Consider the following 23,048-nt stretch of genomic DNA (forward strand, 5'->3'; position numbering starts at 1 on the left):
GGGCCCGCCGGCATCAGTCCGCGAGCAGCCCGCCGACGGCGGCGACGCCCTCGGTGATCGCGCGGCGGCCGGTGTTGCCGAAGCCGAGTACCAGGCGGGGCCGCCCGCCGGCCGCGTCCGGCGCCGCGTGGTGTCCGGCCATCCCGTAGAGGCCGACCCGCCGGGCCCGGGCCGCGGCCACCACCCGTTCCTCGTCGCGGCCCGGCCCGAGGTGGGCGACGGCGTGGAAACCGGCGGCCAGCCCGGTGAGCCGCACGCCGGGAGCGTGCGCGGCGAGTGCCTCGACCAGGGTGGCGCGCCGGGCGGCGTACTCGGCGCGCATGCGGCGCAGGTGGCGGTCGTAGCGACCCGAGGTGATCAGGTGGGCCAGGGCGATCTGGTCGAGGGTGGGAGATCCGCGGTCGTCGGCGGCCTTGAACGCCACGACGGCGCCGAGGAGGGCCGGCGGGCAGAGCAGCCAGCCCAGCCGGAGCGCCGGTGCGAGGGACTTGCTGACGGTGCCGATGTTCAGCACCCGGTCGGGGGCGAGGCCCTGGAGGGAGCCGACGGGGTCGCGGTCGTAGCGGAACTCCGCGTCGTAGTCGTCCTCGATGACGAAGGCGTCCCGCCGCTGCGCCCAGTCGATGAGCGCACGCCGACGCCCGGCGGTCATGACGACGCCGGACGGCCACTGGTGCGCCGGGGTGACGAGGACCGCCCGCGCGCCGGTGGCCTCCAGGGCCCGTACGTCGACCCCGTCCTCGTCCACCGGCACCGGTACGGCCGTCATCCCGGCGTGCACGGCGGCCCGGGACGTCGCGGCGGGCGCGCCGGGATCCTCGTGGGCGAGGGTGGTCACGCCGCGGGCGGCCAGCGCCCGCAGGGCCAGCGCGAGCCCCTGGGCGTAGCCGGTGCAGATGACGGTGCCGTCCGCGTCGGCGGCCGCGGCCCGTACCCGCCGCTGGTACCCGGCCACCACCTCGCGCGCCAGGGGCGGGCCGTGCGGGTCGCCGTAGTCGAGGGCGGCGGTCGGCAGGGTGCGGGCGGCCTCACGGACCGCCCACAGCCAGTCGGCGAGCGGGACGGAGGCGAGGTCGGGGACGCCCGAGCGGAAGTCGGCGACGAGCGGCGGCCCGTCCGGCCGTTCCCCGGACGGTGTCCGGCCGGGCGGCGCGGCGAACGCGTGTTGGGGGCGGGCGCGGGCGGCGACGGTGGTGGCGGCGCCGATGCGGCCGGTGAGGTAGCCCTCCGCCTGGAGCTGGGCGTAGCAGTCCTGGACCAGGCCGCGGGAGACCCCGGTGCGGCGGGCCAGTTCGCGGGAGGACGGAAGGCGTTCGCCGACCTGCAGACGGCCGGCCCGGATGGCGTCCCTGATCTGGCGTTCCAGCTGCGCGCGCAGCCCCTCGCCGCTGTTCCGGTCCACGGCGAGCAGCAGTTCGGGTGACAGACCGGACCACTGCAGCGGCATGGAAATGGAGCTTACCGGGGGACCGGTGGGCTTCTAGCGTCGATGCCATGACCACGCCACCCAGCACCCCGCCCGGCATCCCACCCCGTATCCCGTCCACCACCGCGGGAGACGGCACCGCCCCGCACGTCCCGGCACCGGCCCCCTCGCCCGACCGCCCCCCACTGGTGACCCGTCAGCTGCTGCTGCGCTTCTGGACGGTGGTCGGAGCTTCCGCGAGCTTCTTCCTGCTGCTGTCGGTGGTGCCGCTGTACGCCGAACGCGGCGGCGGCGACGCGGGCCTGGCCACCGGCGCCCTGATGTTCGCCACCGTCGGCGGCGAACTGGCCACGCCCCGGCTGGTGGCCCGCTACGGCTACCGGACGGCGCTGGCCGCGGGCCTGGTCCTGCTCGGCGCGCCCGCACTGGTGCTCACCGCCGGGGACGGCATGGCCTGGATGGTCGCGATGTGCCTGCTGCGCGGGCTGGGCTTCGCCCTCACCGTCGTCGCCGGCGGCGCCCTGACGGCCTCACTGATCCCGGCCGCCCGGCGCGGCGAGGGGCTGGCGCTGGCCGGGATCGTGTCGGGCGTGCCGTCCCTGGTGGGCCTGCCGCTCGGTGTCTGGCTGGCCGCGCACATCGGGTTCACGCCGGTGTGCGTGGCCGGTGGGCTGGCGGCGCTGGCCGCGGTCGTGGTGGTGCCGGGGCTCCCGGGACGGGAACCTTCCGCCGCCCGGGACGCGGGAGTGGGAGTGGTCGCGGGTCTGCGTGACGGTGCCCTGGCCCGGCCCACAGTGGTGTTCGCCACGACCGCGCTCGGCACGGGGATCCTCGTGACGTTCCTGCCGGTCGCCGTCCCCGCGTCGCTGTCCGCCCTGGTGACGATCGCGCTCTTCGCGCAGCCCGCGACGTCCACCGTGGCCCGCTGGTTCGCCGGCCGGTACGGCGACCGCCACGACCCCGCCCGCCTGGTGCTCCCGGGCCTGCTCGCGTCGGCCGCCGGTCTGCTGCTGACGGCGGCGACGGGCAGCCCGGCGGCCGTGCTCGCCGGGGTCACGCTGTTCGGCGCCGGCTTCGGGGTCGCGCAGAACGCGACGCTCACGCTGATGTACGCCCGGGTCCCGGAGTCCGGGTACGGCACGGTGAGCGCGCTGTGGAACGTGGCGTACGACGGCGGCATGGGGGTGGGAGCCCTCGCCTTCGGCGTGGCGGCGGCCCATACCGGCTACCCGGCCGCCTTCGCGCTCGCCGCCGCCGTGATGCTCGTCGCCCTGGCCCCGGCCCTGCGCGACCGCTGAGGAGGGCGGCCGCCACCGAGCGCGGCCCCCGGCCCGGAACCAAGGAGGCGCGCCCCGTCCGTCGCCGTTTGCTCGCGGGGCTTCGCCTCGCTAAGCTCACCGATGTCAGTACTTGACTCGTCAAACAATGATCGCGGCGGGGTGTGCGAGCGGTCACCTGTCGCGGCCGTTCGCGGCGCACGCGTAAGCCACTGATTTCGCACCGGCCGTTCCCGGGGATCCGCCGCGGGTAATTCCACGCGCCTTTCCCGTCGTTGCGCCGTCCGCGCCGCCCGACGCCCTCGCAATGGGCCACGATGCGCCCGGAATCGGGAAAGTGTGACGCCCTGCCGTGCGATCGGAACGTCCGCACAACCCATTCCGTCGGTATTCCTGGCGGCGGTCACGCACCCCGCCCGACTTGGTGACCAACCGTCATGACCCCACGTCACGGACTGGGATGGCGGGCTCGCATTCCGGTTCTCGTCAGGCACTGGATCTGTTTTCGTCATCTCCTGTCCGCCCGGGAAGCGACGCTCCTGACTAACGTCGTTGGTGTTTGAAACTATCGACCCCAGAAGGGCCCCCTATGTGCATTCACGATGACAACCCGTCGCACGAGCCGGACGGGCAGAGTCGGCGGGGGTTCCTCCGCAACGCAGCGCTGGCCGGTGCGGGGGCGGCGGCCGCGGGTGCCGGTGTGTCCGCGCTCGTCGGTACGCCCGCGTTCGCCGCGGACGCGAGTCAGAGCGGCAGGACCGGCAGTTGGAGCCCGGACCCGACCGCCCTCCAGTTCACCCTCGCGGTCATGCCGGACACCCAGTTCCTCTACTGGGGCAGCCAGGACAGCGTCAACCGGACGCCGCAGGAGGAGTCGTTCCGCTACATCATCGACAACAGCGGCGAGGGCACCGACAACATCGTCTTCATGGCGCACCTCGGTGACCTGACGCAGGACGCCGATGCGTCGTCCTTCGCCCAGGTCGACAAGGCGTTCGCCCTCCTGGACTCGCACGGCGCCGCCTACAGCGTGGTCGCCGGCAACCACGACGTGAGCGGTGACGACTCCCGCGGCGACACGCCGTACCTGCAGACCCTGGGGCCGCGGCGGTTCAAGCGCTCGAAGACGTTCGCCGGTTCGGACCCCACCGGTTACAACACCGCCCACGTCTTCAAGGCCGCGGGCCTCTCCTGGCTGGTGCTCGCCCTGGACTGGCGGACCACCGACCAGGGCTTCGCGTGGGCCAACGACGTCATCAAGGCCCACCCGAAGATGCCGGTGATCCTCACGGCGCACGACATCGTCTACTCGGACTACGACGACAACGTCTTCCCGTACGAGTCCGGCAACCCCGAGGACAACGCCGACCTCTCCGGCTACGGGCAGACGATCTGGGACAAGCTGATCAAGGACAACGACCAGATCTTCCTGACCCTCAACGGCCATTACTGGCCGTCCGGGCGTACGACCAGGAAGAACACCGCCGGCAACGACGTGCACCTGCACATCACGAACTACCAGAACCGCTACTTCGGCGGCGGCGGCATGATCCGGCTGTACCACTTCGACCTGGCCCGCAACACCATCGACGTCGAGACCATCAACCCGTGGATCCTGGCCCAGGACCCGGAGTCCCGCAACAAGCTGGCGGCCGAGCACGCTCGGATCACCGGCGCGGTCGACGACTTCTCGGTGCCGATCGACTTCGAGAGGCGGTTCTCGAGCTTCATCCCGATCCCGGTCCGCCCCGCCCGCCCGGCGAGCAGGCAGCTGGTCAAGGGCACGCTGGCCTACTGGCGTTTCGACGGCCAGGGCGCGCCCGGCACCCCGCTCACCGCGGGCGACACGATCCGCGACCTGTCCGGCAAGGGCAACGACCTCACCGTGGTGACCGTGCCGGGCAGTGCCGCCGACGCGCTGACCTGGTCCGACGACCACCACCCCGACCAGCCCGCGCACGCCAGCCTGAAGTTCGCCGGTGGCAGGAACCCCGTCAACGGCTCCTACCTGACCACCGGGGCCAAGGCCCCGCTGAACGCCGAGACGTTCAGGTCCGGGTACACCTTCGAGACGTTCGTGCGGATGCCGCTCGACTGGGACGCCGGCAGGAACGGCAACGCGTCGATCCTCAGCCGCCGGGGCTCGGCCGGGGCCGCGGGCAAGCACGGCAAGAACACCGACGCGAACGAGCCCCTGGCCCAGTTCGCCATCACGAACAACGGCCGCGAGGCGCAGTTCAACCACTACCCGCTCAACAACACCTACCCGACGACCAACTGGGGTCACGGCATGGTGGAGCTGAAGTGGTGGCACGTGGCGGTCGTCAACGACGGCCGCTACACCCGGATGTACGTCGAGGGCGCGCCCGTCGCCGACAACCCGAAGCGCGTGTCGCAGGGCCTCACCACGCTCGGCCTGCCCTGGCTGGTCGGCGGCCACGAGTACGCCGGTGCGGTCGACGTCGTCCTCCACGGCAACGTCGGTGACATCCGCATCGTCAACCGCCCGCTGTCCGTGGACGAGTTCCTGACCGCGGAGTAGTCCTTCGCCCTTCCGCCTCCGGCCCACCCGCCGGAGGCGGAAGGGAACCCCGCCGGGGCGCGGGCCCGTCGGTGGAACCGGCCCGACGGACCCCTGCGGGGCGTCCGGTCCGCGTCTGGCAGGATCACCGCGACGTGAACCGGGTCAGGGGGGGTCGAAGTGGGATTCTTCGGGAACAAAGACCGACGGAAGGGCGAACAGGAGGCGATCGATCATCTCGTCGAGCGTGTCCTGACGCTTCTGCGGCAACCCCCGGCCGAGCGGGAAGCAGGGCTGCGCGACTGCCTCGCCACAGCCGAGGTCCGGTTCGGCGACGAGCACCTCGTGACGGACTATGTGCTCTGGGCCCTCTGTGCCCACCTCGAATCCGAGGGTCAATGGCCGGAGGCGGAAACGAGGGTGCTTCGTCTGCGTACCCGCCACGACACCTTGGAGATCTGGATCCTGCATGTCAGGATCTTGTCCCAGCAGGGCCGTCACGAAGAGGCGGCACGTGAACTCGACGAGCTGATCGAAGCCGCTTCGACGTCGCTGGACGAGTTCGGGGCACAAGTCCTGCTCTGCCGCGCGGTGCGTGGGAACGAAAGGTTCTGGCTGGGCCGGGTCGAGGAGAGCGAGCAGGAACTGCGCAGTGTCCTCGAGCGGAGCCGGCTCCTGCCGCCGCCCGCCGGGTTCGCCGCGCGCTGGTTGGCGACAGACCTGCTGTCCCACCTCTTGACGAGCACGGGACGCCCGGAAGAAGGACTGGCGATCGCGGAAGAAGCGTTGGGAATGGTGACCCGGTACGACGAAGGAGAACTGCGGTTGCGGTTCGGTCTGGAGCTGTGCTGTGCCCATGCCCTGAACCGTCTGGGGAGCCATTCCCAAGCGTTGGAGAGCGCGAGAAGTGCCTATGCCGTGATCGCCGGGGCCGCGAGGTCGGCCATGCCCCCGTCTGTGGTGACCCTGCAGTCGGCGGAAGCCCTGTCGGGCATCCATGCCGCGGAGGCCCTGCTCGGGTTGGGGCGACGTGAGGAGGCCGCGCGGGAGGGCGGCAGCAGCATCGCCACCCTGAGGAGGATGCACGGCCCGCACTTCGGAATCCTCCGGCAGGCGGAGCGCAGCCTCGCCGACCTGCTGGATATCACCGCAGGCGACGCTGACGCCGTGACCGCGTAGGGCTTCGACCGGGTCGAGGCGTGTGGATGGTTCTCGCTGCGCCGATGTTCGGACGCAGGTGTACGAGGGGCATGACGGGGACGGAGAGCCGTCATGGCTGGGTTTGCGCGCCCCGGGGTCCCGCGTGCTGTCCGCGGGGCCCCGGGGGTGGCTGGGCCGGTCGGCGCCGGCGCCGTTCCCTCACGCGCTGCGGGCGGTGATGTTCCCGTGCGGGGTGGTGGCGTGGATGTGGAGTTCGGTCGCGCCGTCGTTCTTCAGGGCGTTGCTGACGCGGCCGTGGCCCGTGCCGGCGTCCAGGGCGGCGGACACCCCGGAGGCGGCGGTGACCGTGATGTCGCCCATCTGGGTGCGGAGTTCGACCGTGCCGCGGACGGCCTCGGTGATCCGTATGTCGCCCCGCGCGGTGCTGATGTTCGCGGGGCCGGTGAGCCGGCCGACCTCGACGTCGCCGTCGACCGCGGTGAGACGGACGCCGGAGGCCTCGTCGATCTTGATCTGCTGGTACGCGCCGTCGAAGACGACGTCGCCGAGCCGGCCGACCCCGCGGAGCTCGCTGCCGGAGGTCTTGCCCTCGACGCGCGATCCGGTGGGCAGTTGGACGGTGACCTCCAGGGCCCCGGAGGGGCCGAGGAGCCGGTTGCCGGAGGCGGTGCGGATCTGCAGGACGCCGTCGGAGTAGGTGACGGTGGTCTGCTCCGCGGTCCGGACGTCGCGGCTCTTGGCGGGGTCGGCCGGCAGGACCTCGACGACGGTGTCGGCGCGGTCGGCGGCGATGAACTGGACGCGTCCGGCCGGGATCTCCAGGACGGCGGAGATGGGGGCGGTGGTGTCGAACTTCTGCATCGTGCACTCCCGTGCTCGCTGTCGGTTTCTGACATGGGAAACGCTACGTTGCTTTCCAGTCGACGGCAACGTTCTTGTTGCGTCAAATCCCCATCACCGCAGGTGAGATGAGGGAATTTGTTGCAACGATCCTGAAGATAATGCAACGTCGGCCGCTTCGATCATTGCAATGGTTGGGAAGTGAACGCTATGGTGCGGCAATCGGGGACATCGCGCGATCACCAGGGAGATCACGATGCCGGGAGGCAGGCTCACCCAGCAGGAACGCCAGCAGATCGCGTCGGGGCTGGCCGACAGCCTTCCGTACGCCGAGATCGCCCGGCGGCTGGACCGTCCGACCTCGACGGTCACGCGCGAGGTGATGCGCAACGGCGGCCCCACCGCCTACCGCGCCGACCTCGCCCACCGGGCCACCGAGCGCCGGGCGCACCGCCGCAAGCCCGCGGCCGTCAGGGGGGCGCAGTCGGCCCCTCCGGCGCACGGACGTGATCCGGAGGCCGTGGCCGAGTACGAGGAGACGTTCACCACGGTCATGATGGCCTCCGGTCTCAACAAGATGGGGGCCCGGGTGCTGACGTGCCTGTTCACCACCGACGCGGGCAGTCTGACCGCGGCCGAGCTCACCCAGCGGCTCCAGGTCAGTCCGGCGTCCATCTCCAAGGCGATCGCCTTCCTGGAGAGTCAGAGCCTCGTCCGTCGGGAACGGGACGAACGCCGCCGTGACCGCTACCTCGTCGACGACGAACTCTTCTACCAGGCGACCATCGCCAGCGCCCGGGCCAACGACCAACTGGTGGCGACGGCGCGCCAGGGCGTGGCCGTCCTCGGCCCCGACACCCCGGCCGCCGCCCGCCTGGAGAACATCGCCCGCTTCCTCGACTTCATCAGCGAAAGCGTCACCCGCGCCGCCGAGCAGGCCCGCGCCGTCCTCCACACCAGGCCTGACGCGACCTCACACGACGCGCCGCAGCCGGGCCGGGACGCGTGAGGGACCCGCGGCCACGGAGGCGGGCGTGGGCAGGAGAGCCCCGGGACCGGAACGGGACGGGTGTCGTCAGCGCTGCCTGCGGATCACCCGGTAGCGGCGCTCCACGTCGGCCATGAACCATTCCGGCACCTCGCCCACGGCGCGCAGGTGCCTGCGCTCCTCGGGGGAGAGGCCCTGCGCGGCGTCGTCCACGGCCAGCGCGTAGTCGGCCATCCTGTCCGACGCGTACTCGCGTCTCAGGTCACCGCCCGTCGTGGTCGCGCCGTCGTTCCTGCTGAACAGGACCGTGATCCACCCGAACACGCGCAGTCGGCCCGCCTTCTTGCGCAGCTCGTCGCGGACGACGAGCCAGCACAGGCGCTCGTCGGTCACGTTCGGCATCGCTCGTGCCTCCGCCATGCGCTCTCCCCTCCCCGCACGCGTTCACCTGATCCGCGTGGCGGCGGGAGCCTACCGGCCGGGAGCCGCCGTGCCGCGCCATTTACCGCGCGTACGGCCTGACGTGCCTCCGGTCCCGACCCGTCTCAGGCGGCGACCTTCGCCAGGAACGCGGCGAGGTTCGCGACGGTCCGCTGGATCTTCTCCTCCAGGGTGAGGGTCTCGTGGAGCCGCGCGCCGATGCCCGCGTCCTTCTTGCCCCGTACGTACAGCGGGCAGGCGAGGTCGCTGCACATGTAGGCACCCACGGTGTTGCCCTGTTGCCCGGCCTTGCCGGCCCTCGGGGCGACCATGAGGGAGACGCCCCCGGAGTGGGTGGTCAGGCACATGGAGCACATGCTCAGCCGCGCCTGCCAGGAGGCCGTGTTCGACGACCGCAGGACGACCGCCGTCGTGCGCCCGTCCAGCTCCGTGACGAGGTACGACCGGTCCGGCGCCTGGGGGTCGCGCCAGCCGAGGAAGTCCAGGTCGTCCCAGGGCTGCTCGGCCAGGTCGCGGGGCACGTGCAGGCGCTTCGCCTCGCCCTTGCTGCAGTTCACGAAGGCGCCGCGGATCTCCCGCTCGGTCAGTGGCTTCATGAACGGCAGGCTAGTTTACCTAAAGGTATTAGGCAAATTATTAATGTGTGCAGCTACGACGCAGGGCCGTGATGGTTTGGGGAGGCTCGGCGCTCGCCGGGCGGTTACCGGGCCGGCGAGGGGTGATCGGCGGTTGGAGCGCAGGCTCAGCGGTAGTCCTCGGGGTGGCCCTGCATCCAGCGGTTGATCCGGTCGCGGGTCGCCACGAGGTCGTCCTGGTGTTCCTTCAGGTTCTCGAAGGAGGTGTCCTTGCCGAGGGTGCCGTGCAGTCGCGCCATCCACGCGAGCGGCTCGCGGAAGTGCCCGGGGCCCTGGGGGTCGGCCTTCATGGCCTCGTCGAGTCCGGCGAGTTCGTCGTGCACCCGGGTGAGGAAGTACGCGCACTCGCCCTGGGACGTGGTGGGCGTGCAGCCGGAGTGGTAGGTCGCCTGGAGGGTGGCGAAGGCGTCGCGCACCTTCTCCACCGGGACCTCGGGCTGCCCCGCCGAGGGGGACTCGGACCCCGCCGGTGCCGACTCCGAACCGGCCCCCGGTGCCGACTCCGAACCGGCCCCCGGAGCGGACGCCTCGGCCGGCTCCGAGGCGGACACGGGCGTACGGGTGCCGCCGGCGGTGCGGTCCGCGCCGTCGTCCGACGGCGCGGAACACGAGAGGAGGAGCGCCACGAGCGGGACGGCGAGCAGCGGGGCGGCGGGAAGGCGCCGAGCGGTGGGTTCCTTGATCATGGCAGGTACGACGTGGGGCGGGGCCGCACGGTTCCCCGCCGCCCGGGCAGATCCGCCGGCGCCTCAGGCCTGCAGCGTGTAGCGGAAGACGCGGGTGTCCCGGACGAGGAAGCCGAGACGTTCGTACAGCCGGTTCGCCGCCTGCCGCGAGGGCCGGGACGTGAGGTCCACCGTACGGGCTCCGGCGACGTCGGCCAGCCGGATCGCCTCCTCGGTGAGGGCGGCGCCGACGCCGTAGCCGCGGGCGGCCTCGTCGACCACCACGTCCTCGACCCAGGCGCGCATCCCGGTCGGCAGGGGGAACATCGCCAGCGTGAGCGTCCCGACGACGCGACCGTCGACACGCGCCACCAGTACCGTGTTCGCCTCGGCGGCCAGCAGCCTGCGCAGCGATTCGCGGTCCGGCGGCGCCGCGCTGGCGGACAGTTGGGGGAGCAGGCGTGTGAACGCCTCGACCAGCTCGTCGTCCGCCTCGCGGACGACCTCTACCTCAACGCTCATGATCCGGTTCCTGTCCAGGTGTCTCGGCACCGGGTGGCGTCCGCGGTGCCCGGGGAGCGGCCTGATGCGGCCGCGGGCTCCAGTCTTCTCAGGAACCCGACGCCGGGCCATTCCTGCTCATCCACCCGTGGCCGGTGCCGTGGGCGCGTCCACGGCCGGGGGTTCCTCCGTCGCTTCGTGCGAGGGGACGCCGGGTCGCGCGAGCACCGCCAGCCGGTCGGCGGCGGTGTCGACCAGTTGCAGGTCGGTCTTGGTGTGGGCGATGGCGGCGTCGATGAGGAGGGCGACGAGGGGGTCGTCGGTGTGGGTGCGGCGCAGGCGGGTGAGGGCGGCGAGTTCGGAGAGGTAGGTCTGCCGCTGGTTCGCCACGAGGGTGTCCAGGGCCTCGGGGCCGAGCGAGGCCGCGCCGAAGAGCTTGAGGAAGAGTTCGTCGCGGTATCCGCCGGTGCGGACCCAGGCCGACGTCGCCCAGTTGTCGAGCTCGTCGAGTCCCTGGTGGGTGAGGGTGTAACGGGTCTTGTCGGGGCGGTCGTTCTGCGTGACGTGCGACCGGGTGACGTGGCCGTCGCGGACCAGCCGTTCGAGGATCTGGTAGAGGTGCCCGATGTTGAGGCCGCCCCACTGCGGGCCGATCGCCTCCTCGAAACGGCCCTTGAGCTCGTAGCCGTGACTCGGTCCCTCGGCCAGCAGCGCGAGCACCGCGTGGTGCAGTGGCATTTTGCATCCCCTCTGTGTTGTGACAATGTACCCGTGCATTGCCGCAATGCAGGAGGGGTGGTCGGAAGCATGGGCGTGACCTTGCGGGGCGTGACCCGCCGGCATCCGGGGGTGGTGGCGCTGGACGGCGTCGACCTGGAGATCGGGGACGGCGAATCGGTGGCCCTGACCGGTCCGTCCGGCGCCGGGAAGTCGACCGTCCTCCACCTGGTGGGCGGCATGGATCTGCCGGACTCCGGCACCGTCGAGGTCGACGGCACCGTCCTGGCACCGGACGGGCTCGACGCCCACCGCCGCCGGATCGGCTTCGTCTTCCAGCGCTTCCACCTCCTGCCCGCCCTCACGGTGCTGGACAACGTGCTGGCACCGGTACTGCCCCGCCGGGTGGACTTCGACCGGCGCGCCCGCGGCATGGAACTGCTGGAGGCCGTGGGCCTGGAGCGGCGCGCCGGCGCGCTGCCCTCGGAGCTGTCGGGCGGTCAGCAGCAGCGCGTGGCCGTCGCACGGGCGCTGGTCAACCGGCCCGGCCTGCTGCTGGCGGACGAGCCGACCGGCAACCTCGACAGCGCGACGGGCCGGGAGATCATCGACCTGCTGCTGTCCCTGACCGCGCAGTTCGGGATGACGCTGCTGGTCGCGACCCACGACGTGGAGGTGGCCGCCAGCTGCGACCGGATCCTGCGCCTGCGCGACGGGAAGGTCGTGGCCGACGAACGCGTCACGCCCGCGGCCGACGTCCTGGACCGGCTCGGAGGCCTGCGCCCGTGATCGCCATGATCTGGTCACAGCTGCGCCGGCACCGGGCCCGCGCGCTGGCGCTGGCCGCGGGCATCCTCGTGGCCGCCACCAGTTTCACCCTGCTCACCTCGACCGTGACCACCAGTCAGGCGCGGACCACCGAGACCGTGCGGAAGAACGCCCGCTCCGCGTACGACGTCCTGGTCCGCCCCCACGGCAGCCAGACCGCCCTCGAACGCGGCGACCAACTCGTCGGGGCCAACTTCCTGTCCGGGATCTTCGGCGGCATCGGCACGAGCCAGTACGAGCGGATCAAGGAGATGCCAGGGATCGAGGTCGCCGCGCCCGTCGCCAACGTCGGCTACCTGATGGTGCAGGGAACGCTGAAGGTGGACCTGTCGTCGTTCGTGGACGGCGAGGCACAGGGCCAGATGCTGAGGATCCAGCCGACACTGACCGCGGGGCTGGGCCGCTACCGTGTCGCCGACCAGTACCTGTACGTGAGCCGCAACCCGATCAAAGCGTCCGAGACGCTCTCGGACTCCACGTACCCCGGCCTGCAGGAGGAACACGCCGACCACCGGACCTATCCGGTGTGCTGGTACTACAACTACAACAAGACCGACATTCACGTCGAACACACCGCGGACGGCGCATTCGGTCCGCTGCAACCCAACCTCATACGCGAGGACCGCCGCGAGAAGTCGCCCTTCGACCCCGACATGAACAGCTGGCTCACCTGCCGGTCGGCGGGGGGCAGGGCGGTCGCCGAGATCCCCGTCTCCTACCCGGTGCTGCTGTCGGCGGTGGATCCCGCCGCCGAGGACCGGCTGGTGGGCCTCGGGCACGCCGTCACCTCCGGCCGCATGCTCACCGAACGGGACAAGCCCGCCTGGGGCCGCAAGGAGAACTGGTCCAACGAGTCCTACTGGACGATCCCGATGGTGCTCAGCGACCAGAGCCTGACCTCCGGGACCATGAATGCCACCGTGGAACGCCTGGACACCGGCGACCCCGCGACGCTGCGCGGCAAGCTCGGCAGCCCCGCCGCCCACGACTTCGTCAACGACCTGCGCGGAACACCGGTCGGACGCGTCAGCGCCGAACTCGAGCAGGGCTTCCCCGGCGCCTCCCTGTTCGCCCCGCAGGCCGACAGCTACTGGACGGTCGGCCCCGTCGACTACCGCCGCACCGGGACGGACCTGGCGCCGCGCGCCCGCGCCGACCAGTCCCCGGAGCTGTGGCGCACCAACAGCGACCGCCAGTTCATCCAGCTCGTGCCCGAGGAGAACACCGGCGCCCAGTTCCGGGAGGTCGTCAGCCACCCCGGAACCGCCTGCTGGGGCACCCGTACCTGCGCGTACGAGGACTACGGAAGGACCCCGGTCCCGTACCTGAAGCCGGTCGGCCGCTACGACGCCACCGAACTCCCCGGATTCTCCACGCTGTCCGCCGTGCCGCTGGAGACCTACCGCTCACCGCAGGTCACCGGCGCCGACGACGCCGGGCGGGCGGCCCTGCACGACCGGCCGCTGCGCCCGGACCGCAACCTCGGCGGCTACCTGGCCGCACCGCCCACCATGCTCACGTCCCTGGACGCGCTGCCCGTACTGACCGGGAGCCGCCGGCAGCCGAGCGTGCAGGACAAGGCCCCCATCAGCGCCATCCGGATCCGGGTTGCCGGCGTGACCGGCGTCGACGCCGCGTCACAGGCCCGGGTCAACGCGGTCGCGGGGCGCATCCGCACCGCGTACCCCGGCCTGCAGGTGGACATCACCATCGGCAGTTCGCCGGCGCCGCAGACCATCGCGCTGCCCGGCGTCCACGTGGTGGAGAACTGGACCGCCAAGGGCGTGGCCCTGCGCATCCTCAAGGCCGTCGACGCCAAGAGCGCGGTGCTGTTCGTGCTGGTCCTGATCGTCTGCGCGCTGTTCCTCGCCCAGGCCGCCCTGGCGTCGGTGCGTTCACGGCGCATCGAGATCGGCACCCTGCGCTGCCTGGGCTGGAGCCCGCCGGAGATCATGCGCCTCATCCTCGGCGAACTCCTCGTCATCGGCCTGGGCGCGGGCGCCCTCGGCGCCGTGCTGGCCTACGTCCTGGGCGTGGTGCTGGGACTGCCCGACGCGGGGCGGAAGGCGGCGCTCGTGCTGCCCGTCGCGCTGTTGCTCGCGGTCACCGCGGGGCTCTTCCCGGCCTGGCGCGCCACCCGGCTCAAGCCGCTGGACGCGATCACGCCCCCGGTGACCGCCACCGGACGGGCCGCGCCCGTCAGCTCCGTCCTCGGGCTCGCCGTGCGCAACCTGCTGCGCTTCCCCGGCCGTACCGTGCTCGGCGCGGCCGGACTCGCCCTGGCGGTGGCGGCCTTCACCGTCCTGCTCGCCCTCACCCTGGGCTTCCGCGGCGAAGTGGCCGGCTCCCTGCTGGGCAACGCCGTCGTCGCGCAGGCCCGGACCGCGGACTACCTGAGCGTCGCGCTGTCGCTGCTGCTGGGCGCCGCCGGGGCCGTCGACGTCCTGGTCCTGTCCATGCGTGAACGCGCCGCGGACCTGGCCGTGCTGCGGGCCACCGGCTGGACGACGCGTGAACTGGCCCGGCTCAGCTACTACGAGGGTGCCCTGCTCGCCGTGCTGGGCGGCCTGGCCGGCGCGGTCACCGGGCTGGTGACGGTACTGGCGATCGGCTGGGGCACGCTGGGCGGGCGTCTTCCGGCCGTCGGCGGCGCGGCACTGCTGGCCACCCTGGCCGCTGTGGTCCTGGTCTGCGCGGCCCTGGCCCTGCCGGTCCGCGCGCAGTCGCGCGTCGCGCCCGCCCGTCTGCTGGCCATGGGGTGACCACTGCCGCGGGCAGGCGCGGTGGGGCCGGTCCCGACGGACCGGGCCCACCGCGCCGTTGCGCCTAACGCCTGGTCAGGACCACATCGGCGGTGACGGCGTCACGACCGCCCGTCCGCACGGTGCGCTCGGCCGTCCGGTAGCCCTCGGCTCCGACCCTCAGCGCGACGGTACGTCCGGCCTCCGGGAGCCACAGCTGGTAGGTGCCGTCGACGGCGGTGCTCAGCGTGTGCGCACCCGTCCCGGTCCCGACCCGCACCGTGGCCCCGGCCAGCGGCGTGCTGCCGCCGTGCCGCCCCGCGCCGCTGACGGTGCCGCTCAGGTGCGTCCACCCCGGTGGCGCCACCACGGTCATGGTGACGGGCACGGTGACGGAGCCGTACGGCCCGTCGCTGTCGACGACCAGCCGCGCGCGGTGCACACCCGCGTCGGCCGGGCCCATGCCCCGGGCGTCGACGGTGACCCTCAGTTCCGCCGTCCCGCCCGCGGCGACGGACGCGGAACCCGCCTTGCCCGCCAGCCACGCCACGTCCCCGTGGGGCGAGTCGTAGCCCGGCAGTTCCAGGGCGGAGCTCTGCATCACCCGGTCGGCGCTCAGGCCGCCCATGACGGACCAGCCGGGTGCTCCCGCCGCCGCGTACAGCGGCTGCGGCAGGTTCGGCAGCGCGCTCCACGCGTCCGTGCCCGGATCGTAGGCGTACGCCTCGTTGGTCACCGCGGCGGCCCCGACCAGCACACCGCCGGCGGCCATGAGCCGGCCCGCCCCGACGGCCGTCGCCGCGCCCCAGAAGTCCACCGGCGGATCGGCGATCGGGGTCCAGCGGCCCGCGGCACGGTCCAGGGCGTACCCGGCCGCCGTGGCGTGCGGAGGCTGCCCGTCGCCCTGGTGGACGCCGCCCGCGCAGTACAGCGTCCCCTCGACCGTCCCGCAGCTCTGCCAGGAGGTCGGCAGGGGGTAGGCAGGGCCCGCCGACCACGTGTCGCTCGCCGGGTCGTAGACCTGCACGTCGCGCGAGCCGCAGGTGAAGCTCGTGCAGCCGCCGACCACGTACAGCCGGTCGCCCACCGCCGCCGCGGCGGAACTGCCGTACGCCTTGGGCGCGTCGGCGATCCGCGACCAGGTGTCGGTCGCCGGGTCGTAGACCTCGCCCCCGGCGATCGGCGCGCCCGCGCGGTTCTTTCCGCCGACGACGTACAGCTTGCCCCGGACGAATCCGTAGGCCGCGCCGGTGCGCTTGGTGACGGCCGGCGCGAGGTCCTTCCAGGCCGCCGTGGCCGGGTCGTAGGAGCGCAGGGCGGTGGTCCACTGGCCGTCGGGCGTCTGGCCGAGACCGGCGTAGAGGACGCCGTCGTACGCGGCCGCGATGCCCCCGCTCATCGGCTGCGGGAGATCCGCGAGCGGCTGCCACGCCTGCCCGGCGGTCGCCCCGCCGGCCCGGCCCTCGGCCGCGACGGCGGTCGCCGTGGTGCCGAGCGGATCGGGGCTTGCCGCCGTCCGCTCCCTGACGGCACCCGCCGCACGCGGGGCGTCCGCGACGGCCTGCTCGCCGACGGCGAGTGAGGCGGGGGCCCCTCCGGTGTTGCGGACCTTCACGGTGACGGTCCTCTTCCCACCCCACGGAACGGTGACGCCGACCGAACCCGGGACGGCCTTCAGCCGGGACGGGTGGAGGGCGAAGTCCGCGGCGGTGACGGCGCCGGCCTTGACCGTCACGCCGGACGTCCGGGCCGGGTAGCCGAAGGCGGGCAGCCCGGCCGTGAACTCCTGGCGGCCGGTGCGGGAGGAGAAGGCCCAGTACAGCCCGTCGCCGACGGCCGGGTCGTCCGGCGTGGCGATGCTGCGCCCGCCGTCCTGCGGGGCCTTGGCGGCCGAGACGGCCGCTCCGGCGATCCCGGCACCGGTGTTGGCGTCCGTCACCCGGCCCGTCAGCAGCCCGCCGGGCACTGTGACCAGCGAACGGGTGCCCACGGCGACGTTGTCCAGCTGCCAGATGCCCGTCAGCGAGCCCGCGAAGTGGAAGCGCAGCCGCACCGAGGGATTTCCGGCGTAGTCCGTGAGCGGAACCGTCTGGTGGGAGGGGCCCTCCACGACGTCCGTGTGGTGCCAGAGGTTCTCCCAGTGGTCCCCGCCGTCGGTGCTCACGTCGATGTCGGCCGTCGGGTCGTTGAAGCGCCACAGACTGGGCAGCGCGGTGTCGAACTCCAGCGCCGGCCGGGTCTGCGCCGAGAAGTCGTAGGAGGGACTGATCAGTTCGGTGTCGACCTCGCCCCAGCCGAGGGCGTAGTCGTCGACCTGGGCGAAGCCGCCGTCACCACCGCTCTGGTTGCCGCGGGTCAGCGGGTCGTCGAAGCCCCAGCCCCCGGCGCCGGTGTGGTTGACGACGCTCCACCCGGCGGGCGTGGCGGCGGTGTCGAAGGACTGGAAGCCGCCCCCGTGGTAGTCGACGGCGTAACCGGGCGGGAGGGCACCGGAGCCGACCAGCGGGAGCGCCAGGTCCGCGGTCCGCGGGGACGAACCGAGCACGACCTGCGTCTCGGCCGGCCGGTAGCCGGGGTACAGGCCGGTGGCACGCAGCGTGTAGGTCTTGCCGCGTTCGAGGCGGACCGAGTAACGGCCGGTCGCGGGATCGGTGTAGACGGTCCCTGGGACGCCGTCGACGGTGAGCTGGGCGTAGACGCCCCATCCGTGTCCGCCGCCGTCCCGCACGGTGCCGGAGACCGTGGCGGTCGGCACCGCCGCGAGCGCGGCGTTCCGGGTCAGCTCCGCTCCGTCCGCCAGGGTGACGGTGCCCAGGTCCTTCCGGTCGTAGCCGAAGGCGTCGACCTTCAGCGCGTACGAGCCGGCGGGCGCCGCCAGCGACCAGCGGCCGTCCGCCGCGGTGCGTGCCGTGAGCGTGCCCAGCCGTACGGTCGCCCCGGACAGCGCCTTCCCGGTGGCCCGGTCGGTGACCTTGCCACCCACCGTGCCGTGCGGGCCCGCCCGGAAGGCGTCCACGCCCTTCGGGGTGCCGAGGCCCGTCGGACCGTCGTAGCCGGGGCCGGCGACGCAGCTGTTCGCGGGATCGCACGGGGGCGCCGTGTCCGGGTCGCAGGGCGCGTCGTCGGAGCAGTGGGCGTTGCTGCCGGCGGTCACGTCGTTGAGGCCGTCCCGCGTGCGGTACGGGTACGCGGCCGGGTAGGTGCCCGCGACGGGCGTCCCGGCCAGCGCGTACAGACCCGCGATGATCGGGGCCGAGGCGCTGGTGCCGCCGTACACGCCCCAGCCTCCCCCGGAGTAGGTGTTGTAGACCGCCACACCGGTGTCGGGGTCGGCGACCGCGCTGACGTCCGCCACCGAACGCCGGTCGCATCCCGTGCCCGTCTGGAACGCCGGCTTCGGCTGGTACGCCGAGCACCCGGAGCCCGTGCCGCTCCACACCGTCTCCGTCCAGCCCCGCGCACCGGTGTCGCTCCTGCGGAGCGAGGTGCCGCCGACCGACGTCACGAACGGGGAGGAGGCCGGGTAGCTCAGGCCGTGGCCGTAGTCGCCGGAGGCGAACACCACGGCGGTCCCGGGATGGTCGAAGTACGCGGCGTCCAGGGCGGCGAGGTCGGGTCCGTCGTAGTAGGCGCCGTAGGAGTTGGAGACGTAACGCGCGCCCAGCGCCACCGCGGTGTTGACGGCGGCGCCCAGGTCGTCCGTGGCGGAGCTGTCGGCCTCGACCAGGAGGATGTGCGCCTTCGGCGCGACGGCCGAGACCATGTCCAGGTCCAGGGAGATCTCGCCGGCCCAGCCGTCGTTGGGCAGCGGGAGGTCGGTGCCCCCGCGCTGGTCGACCTTGCGGAAGCAGCCGTCGTCCGCCGTGCACGGCGGCAGCCCGTACCGGGCCCGGTAGGCGGCGAGGTCCTGCTCGGCGTTGGGGTTGTCGTACGCGGCCACGACCGCGACGGTCGCCCCGGCGCCGCCGTCGGCGGGCAGGCCGTACGCCGAGCGCAGGTCCGCCGGGCCGAACCCCTCGGGCGCGGCGGAACGCGCGCCGGCTCCGCCCGCGCCCTGCGTCTGCCGCACCGCGAAGCAACCGAAGTGCCCGGGCTGCGGCGTGCCGCACAGCGACTCCGTCGCGGGCCCGGTGTCGTCGGCGACGGCCGGGCTCTGCTGCGGGACTTGGACGGCGAGAACCGCCAGCAGCAGGGCCGCGGCGGCGCCGGTCACACGTTGCCACGGGGATCCCGTCGGCCGGGCGGGGACACTCCTCGGGAACCGCAGGAGGCGTGAGGGGCGGGGAACGGGCACAGGGCGACTCCGATGGAGGGCGGAGCGGACAGGACAGTACGCCGACGACGCGGCCGGACGACTTCACGGTTGCCGGAAGAAAGATCGCGTGCCCACGACAACCAGGTCAATGGGCGGACTTGGCGTCTTGGCGCCATGTGTCGTATTCACGCCGCGCCGCGCTCCGCGGCGACCCAGTGGTTCCGTACCGCGCTTCTCCGCGCGCCTGACGCCCACGCCGTGCCCACCGGCCGCACGTCAGCGGAGGATCACATCGGCGCGGCGCCTGCCGAAGATCTCGAGCACGACGTCGAACAACGTGGCGACGTCACCGTTGTAGCGGTAATGGGGCTCGGTCAGTCGTGACCTTGCGAGGTCCGAGTGGTTCCACTCCAGCGTGAACGGGGTGGACGCGCCCCAGCCGCCGATGAGGCAGTCGTCCAGGGCCGCGGTGTTCCAGCCGAAGTATCCGCCCGGCCCGTTCACCGCTTCCCCCAACGCGCAGTAGAAGCTGTCCTCGTCCACGACGTGCAGGCCGTCCAGAGTGAAGACCCGCCCCGCGGGCGCGTCTTCACGGGGCCGGTAGCCACGAGAGTAGAGGGCCACCGACAGCCAGGCACGGCGGCCTGTCGGGCCGAGTGAGCGCCACAGGCCCTTACGGTCCAGCCTCCCCGTCCTGATCAGGTCCCATGACCAACCGGACTGGGGAAGGGCGTCATCGCACCACAGGCGCACGGTGACGTCGACGGAGCCCGGATGAAGGGCCGACGCCCTCGCACCTGTGACTTCCAGCCCACCGACGAAGTATCCACCCATCCGGGTTCCCCGGGCGTCGAGGAGGTCCAGGTACGCGTTCCCCGCCTGAGCCCGTCGGCCGCCGATGTGGTCGAGGCAGTCCAGCAGACCGCCCTGCGGTGCGCATCCGAGGAGCTCGACCCGCCGGTATCCGCCCTTGAGGGGGACGAACAAGCCACGGGCTTCGCGTGCGTGGCCCCAGAAGTCCTCCGGATCCTCGTCGCTGGTCAGGGCGTACCCGAATCCCTGCTGCCCTTGCGGCACTTCGTACCCCCCGGTCGTGATCGGGGTTGATCCTACGGTCCGTACGACACCGGGGTCAGAGCGGCTGCGGTCCTTTCGACCCACAGCGCCCCCGAACCGGTGCCCCGGGCTCCCGACGGCGGTGCACCATGGAGCCGTGCGAGTCTTCGGCAACCCAGCGACGGCCCCCCGGATGCTGTTGCTCAACGAGGTGAGGTTCGATCCGGGCCTGCTCTACCGCCTCGACCGCTCCTTGTTCCTCATGCCGGGAGACCGGATCTCCCTCGACGGTGGCCGGCTCCTCGTCCGGCGGGCCGACGGCCGGGAGGAACGCCCTGCCGCCGACTGCGCTCCGTGGTGCGGGCGTTGGCGGCTCGACTGATGCAGCGGGCCCTCTTGCGGAAGGTTCACGAGCTCACGTCCGCCGGAAACGCCATGACGCCGTCGTGCAGGGTCCTGCATGATCGAGTGGTGCTGGTCGAAGTCATGAGTTTCGCGCCGTCCGACGGCGGCCTCCCGCTCGCCGAGATCAAGACGGCCTTCGGCAGCATCGCCCTTCGCTGGCTCGGTCCTCCCCGGGCTGAGCCGGGTGAGCACTTCGTCGAGTGGACCGTCGACGAGCCCATCGTCTGGGGGCGGAACGCCCAACCCGTCGACGGTTGCGGACCGGCGGTCCGACCCGAAGGACGCCGTGTCGTCCTGCGCGGACAGCTGGACCCCGCGGAGGACGGTGTTGCCGTCCTGACCCTCGAAGGCACGCCGGTGCTGCTGGACGTGGCGTGCCCACTACCGTCCGACGTCGCCGACACCTGGGTGGAGCTCTCCCTCGATCCGGACGAGATCACCCTCTTCCCCTATGAGCTCTGACCACAGAACGGACGGTGCACCGTCGCGTGCGGCCATCCGTCTCGGTGCTCGACCGCCGGTCCAACCGTGCGAAGAGGGCCTGTCGTCCGCTGGGGCGCTGTTGTCAGTGGTGCTGTGCATGATCGGCGGGTCAGCTTCTCACGGAGTTAGGAAGTGCCATGCCGATCAAGAACCACCAGGTGTCCGGGCACGCGTTCTTGCGGCAGATGTATGACGACCCGTACTTCCCTGATCCCGTGGTCGACCACGGGAAGGCGATCCTGCTGCGGCTGTGCGAGCAGATCGAGGCCGAGCAGCCGTCGGACATGGGAGGTCTGTACGCGCTCGCCCAGGTCGCGACGGAGGAGTTCAACCTGCTGGACAAGGAGTTCGTTGCGGCCGGGAGTGAGATCGAGACGGTCGCGCGTGAGTGGATCTGTGATGAGTTCTGCTTCGTCGCGTCGGCATACGGGTTCACAGAGGCGGATGCGGAGGAGTTGACCGCCGGCCGGGACTGGTGAACGAGGACGGGAAGGCTGGTCGTTGCAGTCGCCGCATGGCTGTGACCGGTGCGCGACCCCGGGTCAGGATCCGGCGGTCGCCGGACGCGGAGGGGCAAAAGGTGCGGGCTGCTCCGGCTTGCGGGCGAGTAGGCAGGCGCGCGGTCTGCTCGCCCGGCCGCCCGGCTCCTGCTCCAGCCTCGCGGTGACGACGAGTCCGGCCTGCTCCATCAGGCCGATCACGCGGTTCAGGGGCAGGAGGTACGACTCGTAGGACACGGGATGGCCGTAGCCCTGGGTCGGCCGCAGCCGTTCGTCGCCGACGTAGTCTCCCCAGAGCAGGTGACCGCCGGGCGCGAGCGTGCGGTGGAACTCGGCGAACACCGCAGGCAGCCACTGCGGTGGCGTGTGGTGGGTGGAGTACCAGGCCAGGATGCCGCCGAGCTCGCCGTCCCCCGTCTCCAGCGCGGTCAGCGAACCCTCGGTGAACCGCAGGTCCGGATACGCCTGCCGGGCCAGCCTGATCATCTCCGGCGACAGATCGACGCCGAAGGCGGACACTCCCAGCCCGGCCAGGTGCGCCGTGACGCGGCCGGGGCCGCATCCCAGGTCCGCGACCGGCCCGGGGCCGGCCGTCCGCACGAGTTCGGCGAACGCCGCCAGCATGCCGCGTGACAGCGGGTCCATGGCGGCCGGCGGCGGAATGCGTTCGACGTAATCGGCGGCGACCGTGTCGTACGACTCGCGGACGGCGGTCAGATAGGAGGGCTCAGCCATGCCGGCGACCCTAGACGAGCGGTCCGACAGGCGGCGTCACGACCGGCGGTTGGGCACGCCGGTCATTGCGTTACGTCGCGAGTGGCCGGAGCAGGCGCCCGAGGGCCGGGACAGCCGGAGGCGGCGCGAGTCGGATGCGCCCTCGTGGATCGCGGCCTACCCTCGCACGATGGCCGGCTTCGAGACCCATCGCCGCCGCGTGCACGACGCGGATCTGCCGGTCCGCGCCCGCCACAACGCCCTGCGCACCTGCGTGGTGAGCTTCGCTCCGTACGGGTTTCGCGCGACGTACCACCACTTGTGCCGCAGCGCCCGGATCCCCGCCGTCCTGGAGGACGATCCGGCGGCACTGGTCCGTGCCGTGGAGGAGCTCCGGTCCGCACGCCGACTCTGGCTCGCCGACGAGACCGCCTACGTGACCCGCCGCCGGCGGGAGAAGGGCCTCGGGCGACGTGTGCCACAGCCCGACGGCGGCTGGCGGGACCAACGACGGGGACCAGAGGGCTCTCTGGCCTTCTGCCCCGATCCCGAGTTCCACCCCTCCGAGCCCCTGCCGACCGTGGTGGGACGCGTCCTCGCCTCCGCGATCCCGCTCGGAACCGACAGCCCGCGATGCCGAGCCTGCGGCAGCGACGCGAAGACGTGCTCCTGGAAGAGCGGTCGCCACGTGTACCGCCTGTGCGCGCGATGCGGAGTGAGTCTCGGCTCACGTCCATCGGACGTCGACCGGCGCCTCCTTGCCGCCAGGTCCCTGCGATGGAAGGAACTGTGGAAGCGCGCGGCCTGACCGACGCGGGGCCGTCGCACCCGGCGAAGTCCCGGGAAGTCCCGGGAAGTCCCGGGAAAGCCCGTCAGATGCGCGCCGAAAGCCGC

20 protein-coding genes are annotated in these 23,048 nt (G+C 72.4%); 10 read left to right on the plus strand and 10 right to left on the minus strand.

All coding sequences use genetic code 11. The annotated features are described in order from the left end of the window. Positions 1-13: 13 nt before the first annotated feature. On the minus strand, positions 14-1,447 hold the full coding sequence (pdxR, locus tag ACZ7MY_RS11900) for a MocR-like pyridoxine biosynthesis transcription factor PdxR (protein WP_499601226.1): 1,434 nt from the start codon (positions 1,445-1,447) through the stop codon (positions 14-16). A 47-nt stretch (positions 1,448-1,494) separates the two neighbouring features. Here pdxR and ACZ7MY_RS11905 point away from each other — a divergent pair, with 47 nt between their 5' ends. The 3 genes from ACZ7MY_RS11905 (at position 1,495) to ACZ7MY_RS11915 (ending at position 6,403) form a co-directional block, all read left to right on the plus strand. Continuing rightward, complete coding sequence (locus ACZ7MY_RS11905) at positions 1,495-2,724, plus strand: MFS transporter (protein WP_499601227.1); 1,230 nt, start codon at positions 1,495-1,497, stop codon at positions 2,722-2,724. Positions 2,725-3,292: 568 nt separating this feature from the next. Continuing rightward, complete coding sequence (locus ACZ7MY_RS11910) at positions 3,293-5,245, plus strand: LamG-like jellyroll fold domain-containing protein (protein WP_499601228.1); 1,953 nt, start codon at positions 3,293-3,295, stop codon at positions 5,243-5,245. Positions 5,246-5,404: 159 nt separating this feature from the next. After that, positions 5,405-6,403, plus strand: a complete 999-nt coding sequence (locus ACZ7MY_RS11915; RefSeq protein WP_499601229.1) for a hypothetical protein — start codon at positions 5,405-5,407, stop codon at positions 6,401-6,403. A gap of 180 nt (positions 6,404-6,583) precedes the next feature. Here the strand turns inward: ACZ7MY_RS11915 and ACZ7MY_RS11920 are convergent, their stop codons facing one another. After that, positions 6,584-7,246, minus strand: a complete 663-nt coding sequence (locus ACZ7MY_RS11920) for a DUF4097 family beta strand repeat-containing protein (protein ID WP_499601230.1) — start codon at positions 7,244-7,246, stop codon at positions 6,584-6,586. Between the two features lie 235 nt (positions 7,247-7,481). On the opposite strand from ACZ7MY_RS11920, the gene ACZ7MY_RS11925 reads away from it, so the two are divergent. Then, positions 7,482-8,234 (plus strand): helix-turn-helix domain-containing protein, encoded by a 753-nt coding sequence (locus ACZ7MY_RS11925; protein ID WP_499601231.1) that lies wholly within the window; start codon positions 7,482-7,484, stop codon positions 8,232-8,234. 66 nt (positions 8,235-8,300) lie between these two features. On the opposite strand, the gene ACZ7MY_RS11930 is transcribed toward ACZ7MY_RS11925, so the two are convergent. From ACZ7MY_RS11930 to ACZ7MY_RS11950, 5 genes are all read right to left on the minus strand, one after another. Further along, positions 8,301-8,633, minus strand: coding sequence for a hypothetical protein (locus ACZ7MY_RS11930; protein WP_499601232.1), 333 nt, complete (start codon positions 8,631-8,633; stop codon positions 8,301-8,303). 125 nt (positions 8,634-8,758) lie between these two features. After that, positions 8,759-9,250 carry an FBP domain-containing protein gene (locus tag ACZ7MY_RS11935; RefSeq protein WP_499601233.1) on the minus strand — a complete coding sequence of 164 codons (492 nt, stop codon included), beginning with the start codon at positions 9,248-9,250 and terminating at the stop codon, positions 8,759-8,761. Positions 9,251-9,396: 146 nt separating this feature from the next. Continuing rightward, a complete protein-coding gene (locus ACZ7MY_RS11940; protein ID WP_499601234.1) occupies positions 9,397-9,975 on the minus strand; it encodes a hypothetical protein in 579 nt (192 codons plus the stop codon). Positions 9,976-10,038: 63 nt separating this feature from the next. After that, on the minus strand, positions 10,039-10,506 hold the full coding sequence (locus ACZ7MY_RS11945; RefSeq protein ID WP_499601235.1) for a GNAT family N-acetyltransferase: 468 nt from the start codon (positions 10,504-10,506) through the stop codon (positions 10,039-10,041). A gap of 87 nt (positions 10,507-10,593) precedes the next feature. Next, positions 10,594-11,193 (minus strand): PadR family transcriptional regulator, encoded by a 600-nt coding sequence (locus ACZ7MY_RS11950; RefSeq protein ID WP_499601236.1) that lies wholly within the window; start codon positions 11,191-11,193, stop codon positions 10,594-10,596. Between the two features lie 69 nt (positions 11,194-11,262). Between ACZ7MY_RS11950 and ACZ7MY_RS11955 the strand changes: the two genes are divergently transcribed. Both ACZ7MY_RS11955 and ACZ7MY_RS11960 read left to right on the plus strand, forming a co-directional pair. Further along, positions 11,263-11,961 carry an ABC transporter ATP-binding protein gene (locus ACZ7MY_RS11955; protein ID WP_499601237.1) on the plus strand — a complete coding sequence of 233 codons (699 nt, stop codon included), beginning with the start codon at positions 11,263-11,265 and terminating at the stop codon, positions 11,959-11,961. 5 nt (positions 11,962-11,966) lie between these two features. After that, complete coding sequence (locus ACZ7MY_RS11960; RefSeq protein ID WP_499601238.1) at positions 11,967-14,762, plus strand: ABC transporter permease; 2,796 nt, start codon at positions 11,967-11,969, stop codon at positions 14,760-14,762. Positions 14,763-14,826: 64 nt separating this feature from the next. On the opposite strand, the gene ACZ7MY_RS11965 is transcribed toward ACZ7MY_RS11960, so the two are convergent. Both ACZ7MY_RS11965 and ACZ7MY_RS11970 read right to left on the minus strand, forming a co-directional pair. Further along, on the minus strand, positions 14,827-18,954 hold the full coding sequence (locus tag ACZ7MY_RS11965; protein ID WP_499601239.1) for a carboxypeptidase regulatory-like domain-containing protein: 4,128 nt from the start codon (positions 18,952-18,954) through the stop codon (positions 14,827-14,829). A 318-nt stretch (positions 18,955-19,272) separates the two neighbouring features. Next, positions 19,273-20,073: a barstar family protein gene (locus ACZ7MY_RS11970; RefSeq protein WP_499601240.1), complete on the minus strand. Its 801-nt coding sequence runs from the start codon at positions 20,071-20,073 to the stop codon at positions 19,273-19,275. A gap of 136 nt (positions 20,074-20,209) precedes the next feature. On the opposite strand from ACZ7MY_RS11970, the gene ACZ7MY_RS11975 reads away from it, so the two are divergent. The 3 genes from ACZ7MY_RS11975 (at position 20,210) to ACZ7MY_RS11985 (ending at position 21,419) form a co-directional block, all read left to right on the plus strand. After that, positions 20,210-20,434 carry a hypothetical protein gene (locus ACZ7MY_RS11975; protein ID WP_499601241.1) on the plus strand — a complete coding sequence of 75 codons (225 nt, stop codon included), beginning with the start codon at positions 20,210-20,212 and terminating at the stop codon, positions 20,432-20,434. Positions 20,435-20,523: 89 nt separating this feature from the next. After that, positions 20,524-20,919 carry a hypothetical protein gene (locus tag ACZ7MY_RS11980; RefSeq protein WP_499601242.1) on the plus strand — a complete coding sequence of 132 codons (396 nt, stop codon included), beginning with the start codon at positions 20,524-20,526 and terminating at the stop codon, positions 20,917-20,919. A 158-nt stretch (positions 20,920-21,077) separates the two neighbouring features. Beyond that, positions 21,078-21,419, plus strand: a complete 342-nt coding sequence (locus tag ACZ7MY_RS11985) for a DUF5713 family protein (RefSeq protein WP_499601243.1) — start codon at positions 21,078-21,080, stop codon at positions 21,417-21,419. Between the two features lie 63 nt (positions 21,420-21,482). On the opposite strand, the gene ACZ7MY_RS11990 is transcribed toward ACZ7MY_RS11985, so the two are convergent. Next, a complete protein-coding gene (locus ACZ7MY_RS11990) occupies positions 21,483-22,175 on the minus strand; it encodes a class I SAM-dependent methyltransferase (protein ID WP_499601244.1) in 693 nt (230 codons plus the stop codon). 169 nt (positions 22,176-22,344) lie between these two features. Here ACZ7MY_RS11990 and ACZ7MY_RS11995 point away from each other — a divergent pair, with 169 nt between their 5' ends. After that, positions 22,345-22,962 (plus strand): hypothetical protein, encoded by a 618-nt coding sequence (locus ACZ7MY_RS11995; protein ID WP_499601245.1) that lies wholly within the window; start codon positions 22,345-22,347, stop codon positions 22,960-22,962. Positions 22,963-23,048 lie beyond the last annotated feature (86 nt).

The sequence above is a fragment of the Streptomyces sp. NPDC111520 genome (genome assembly GCF_055635295.1).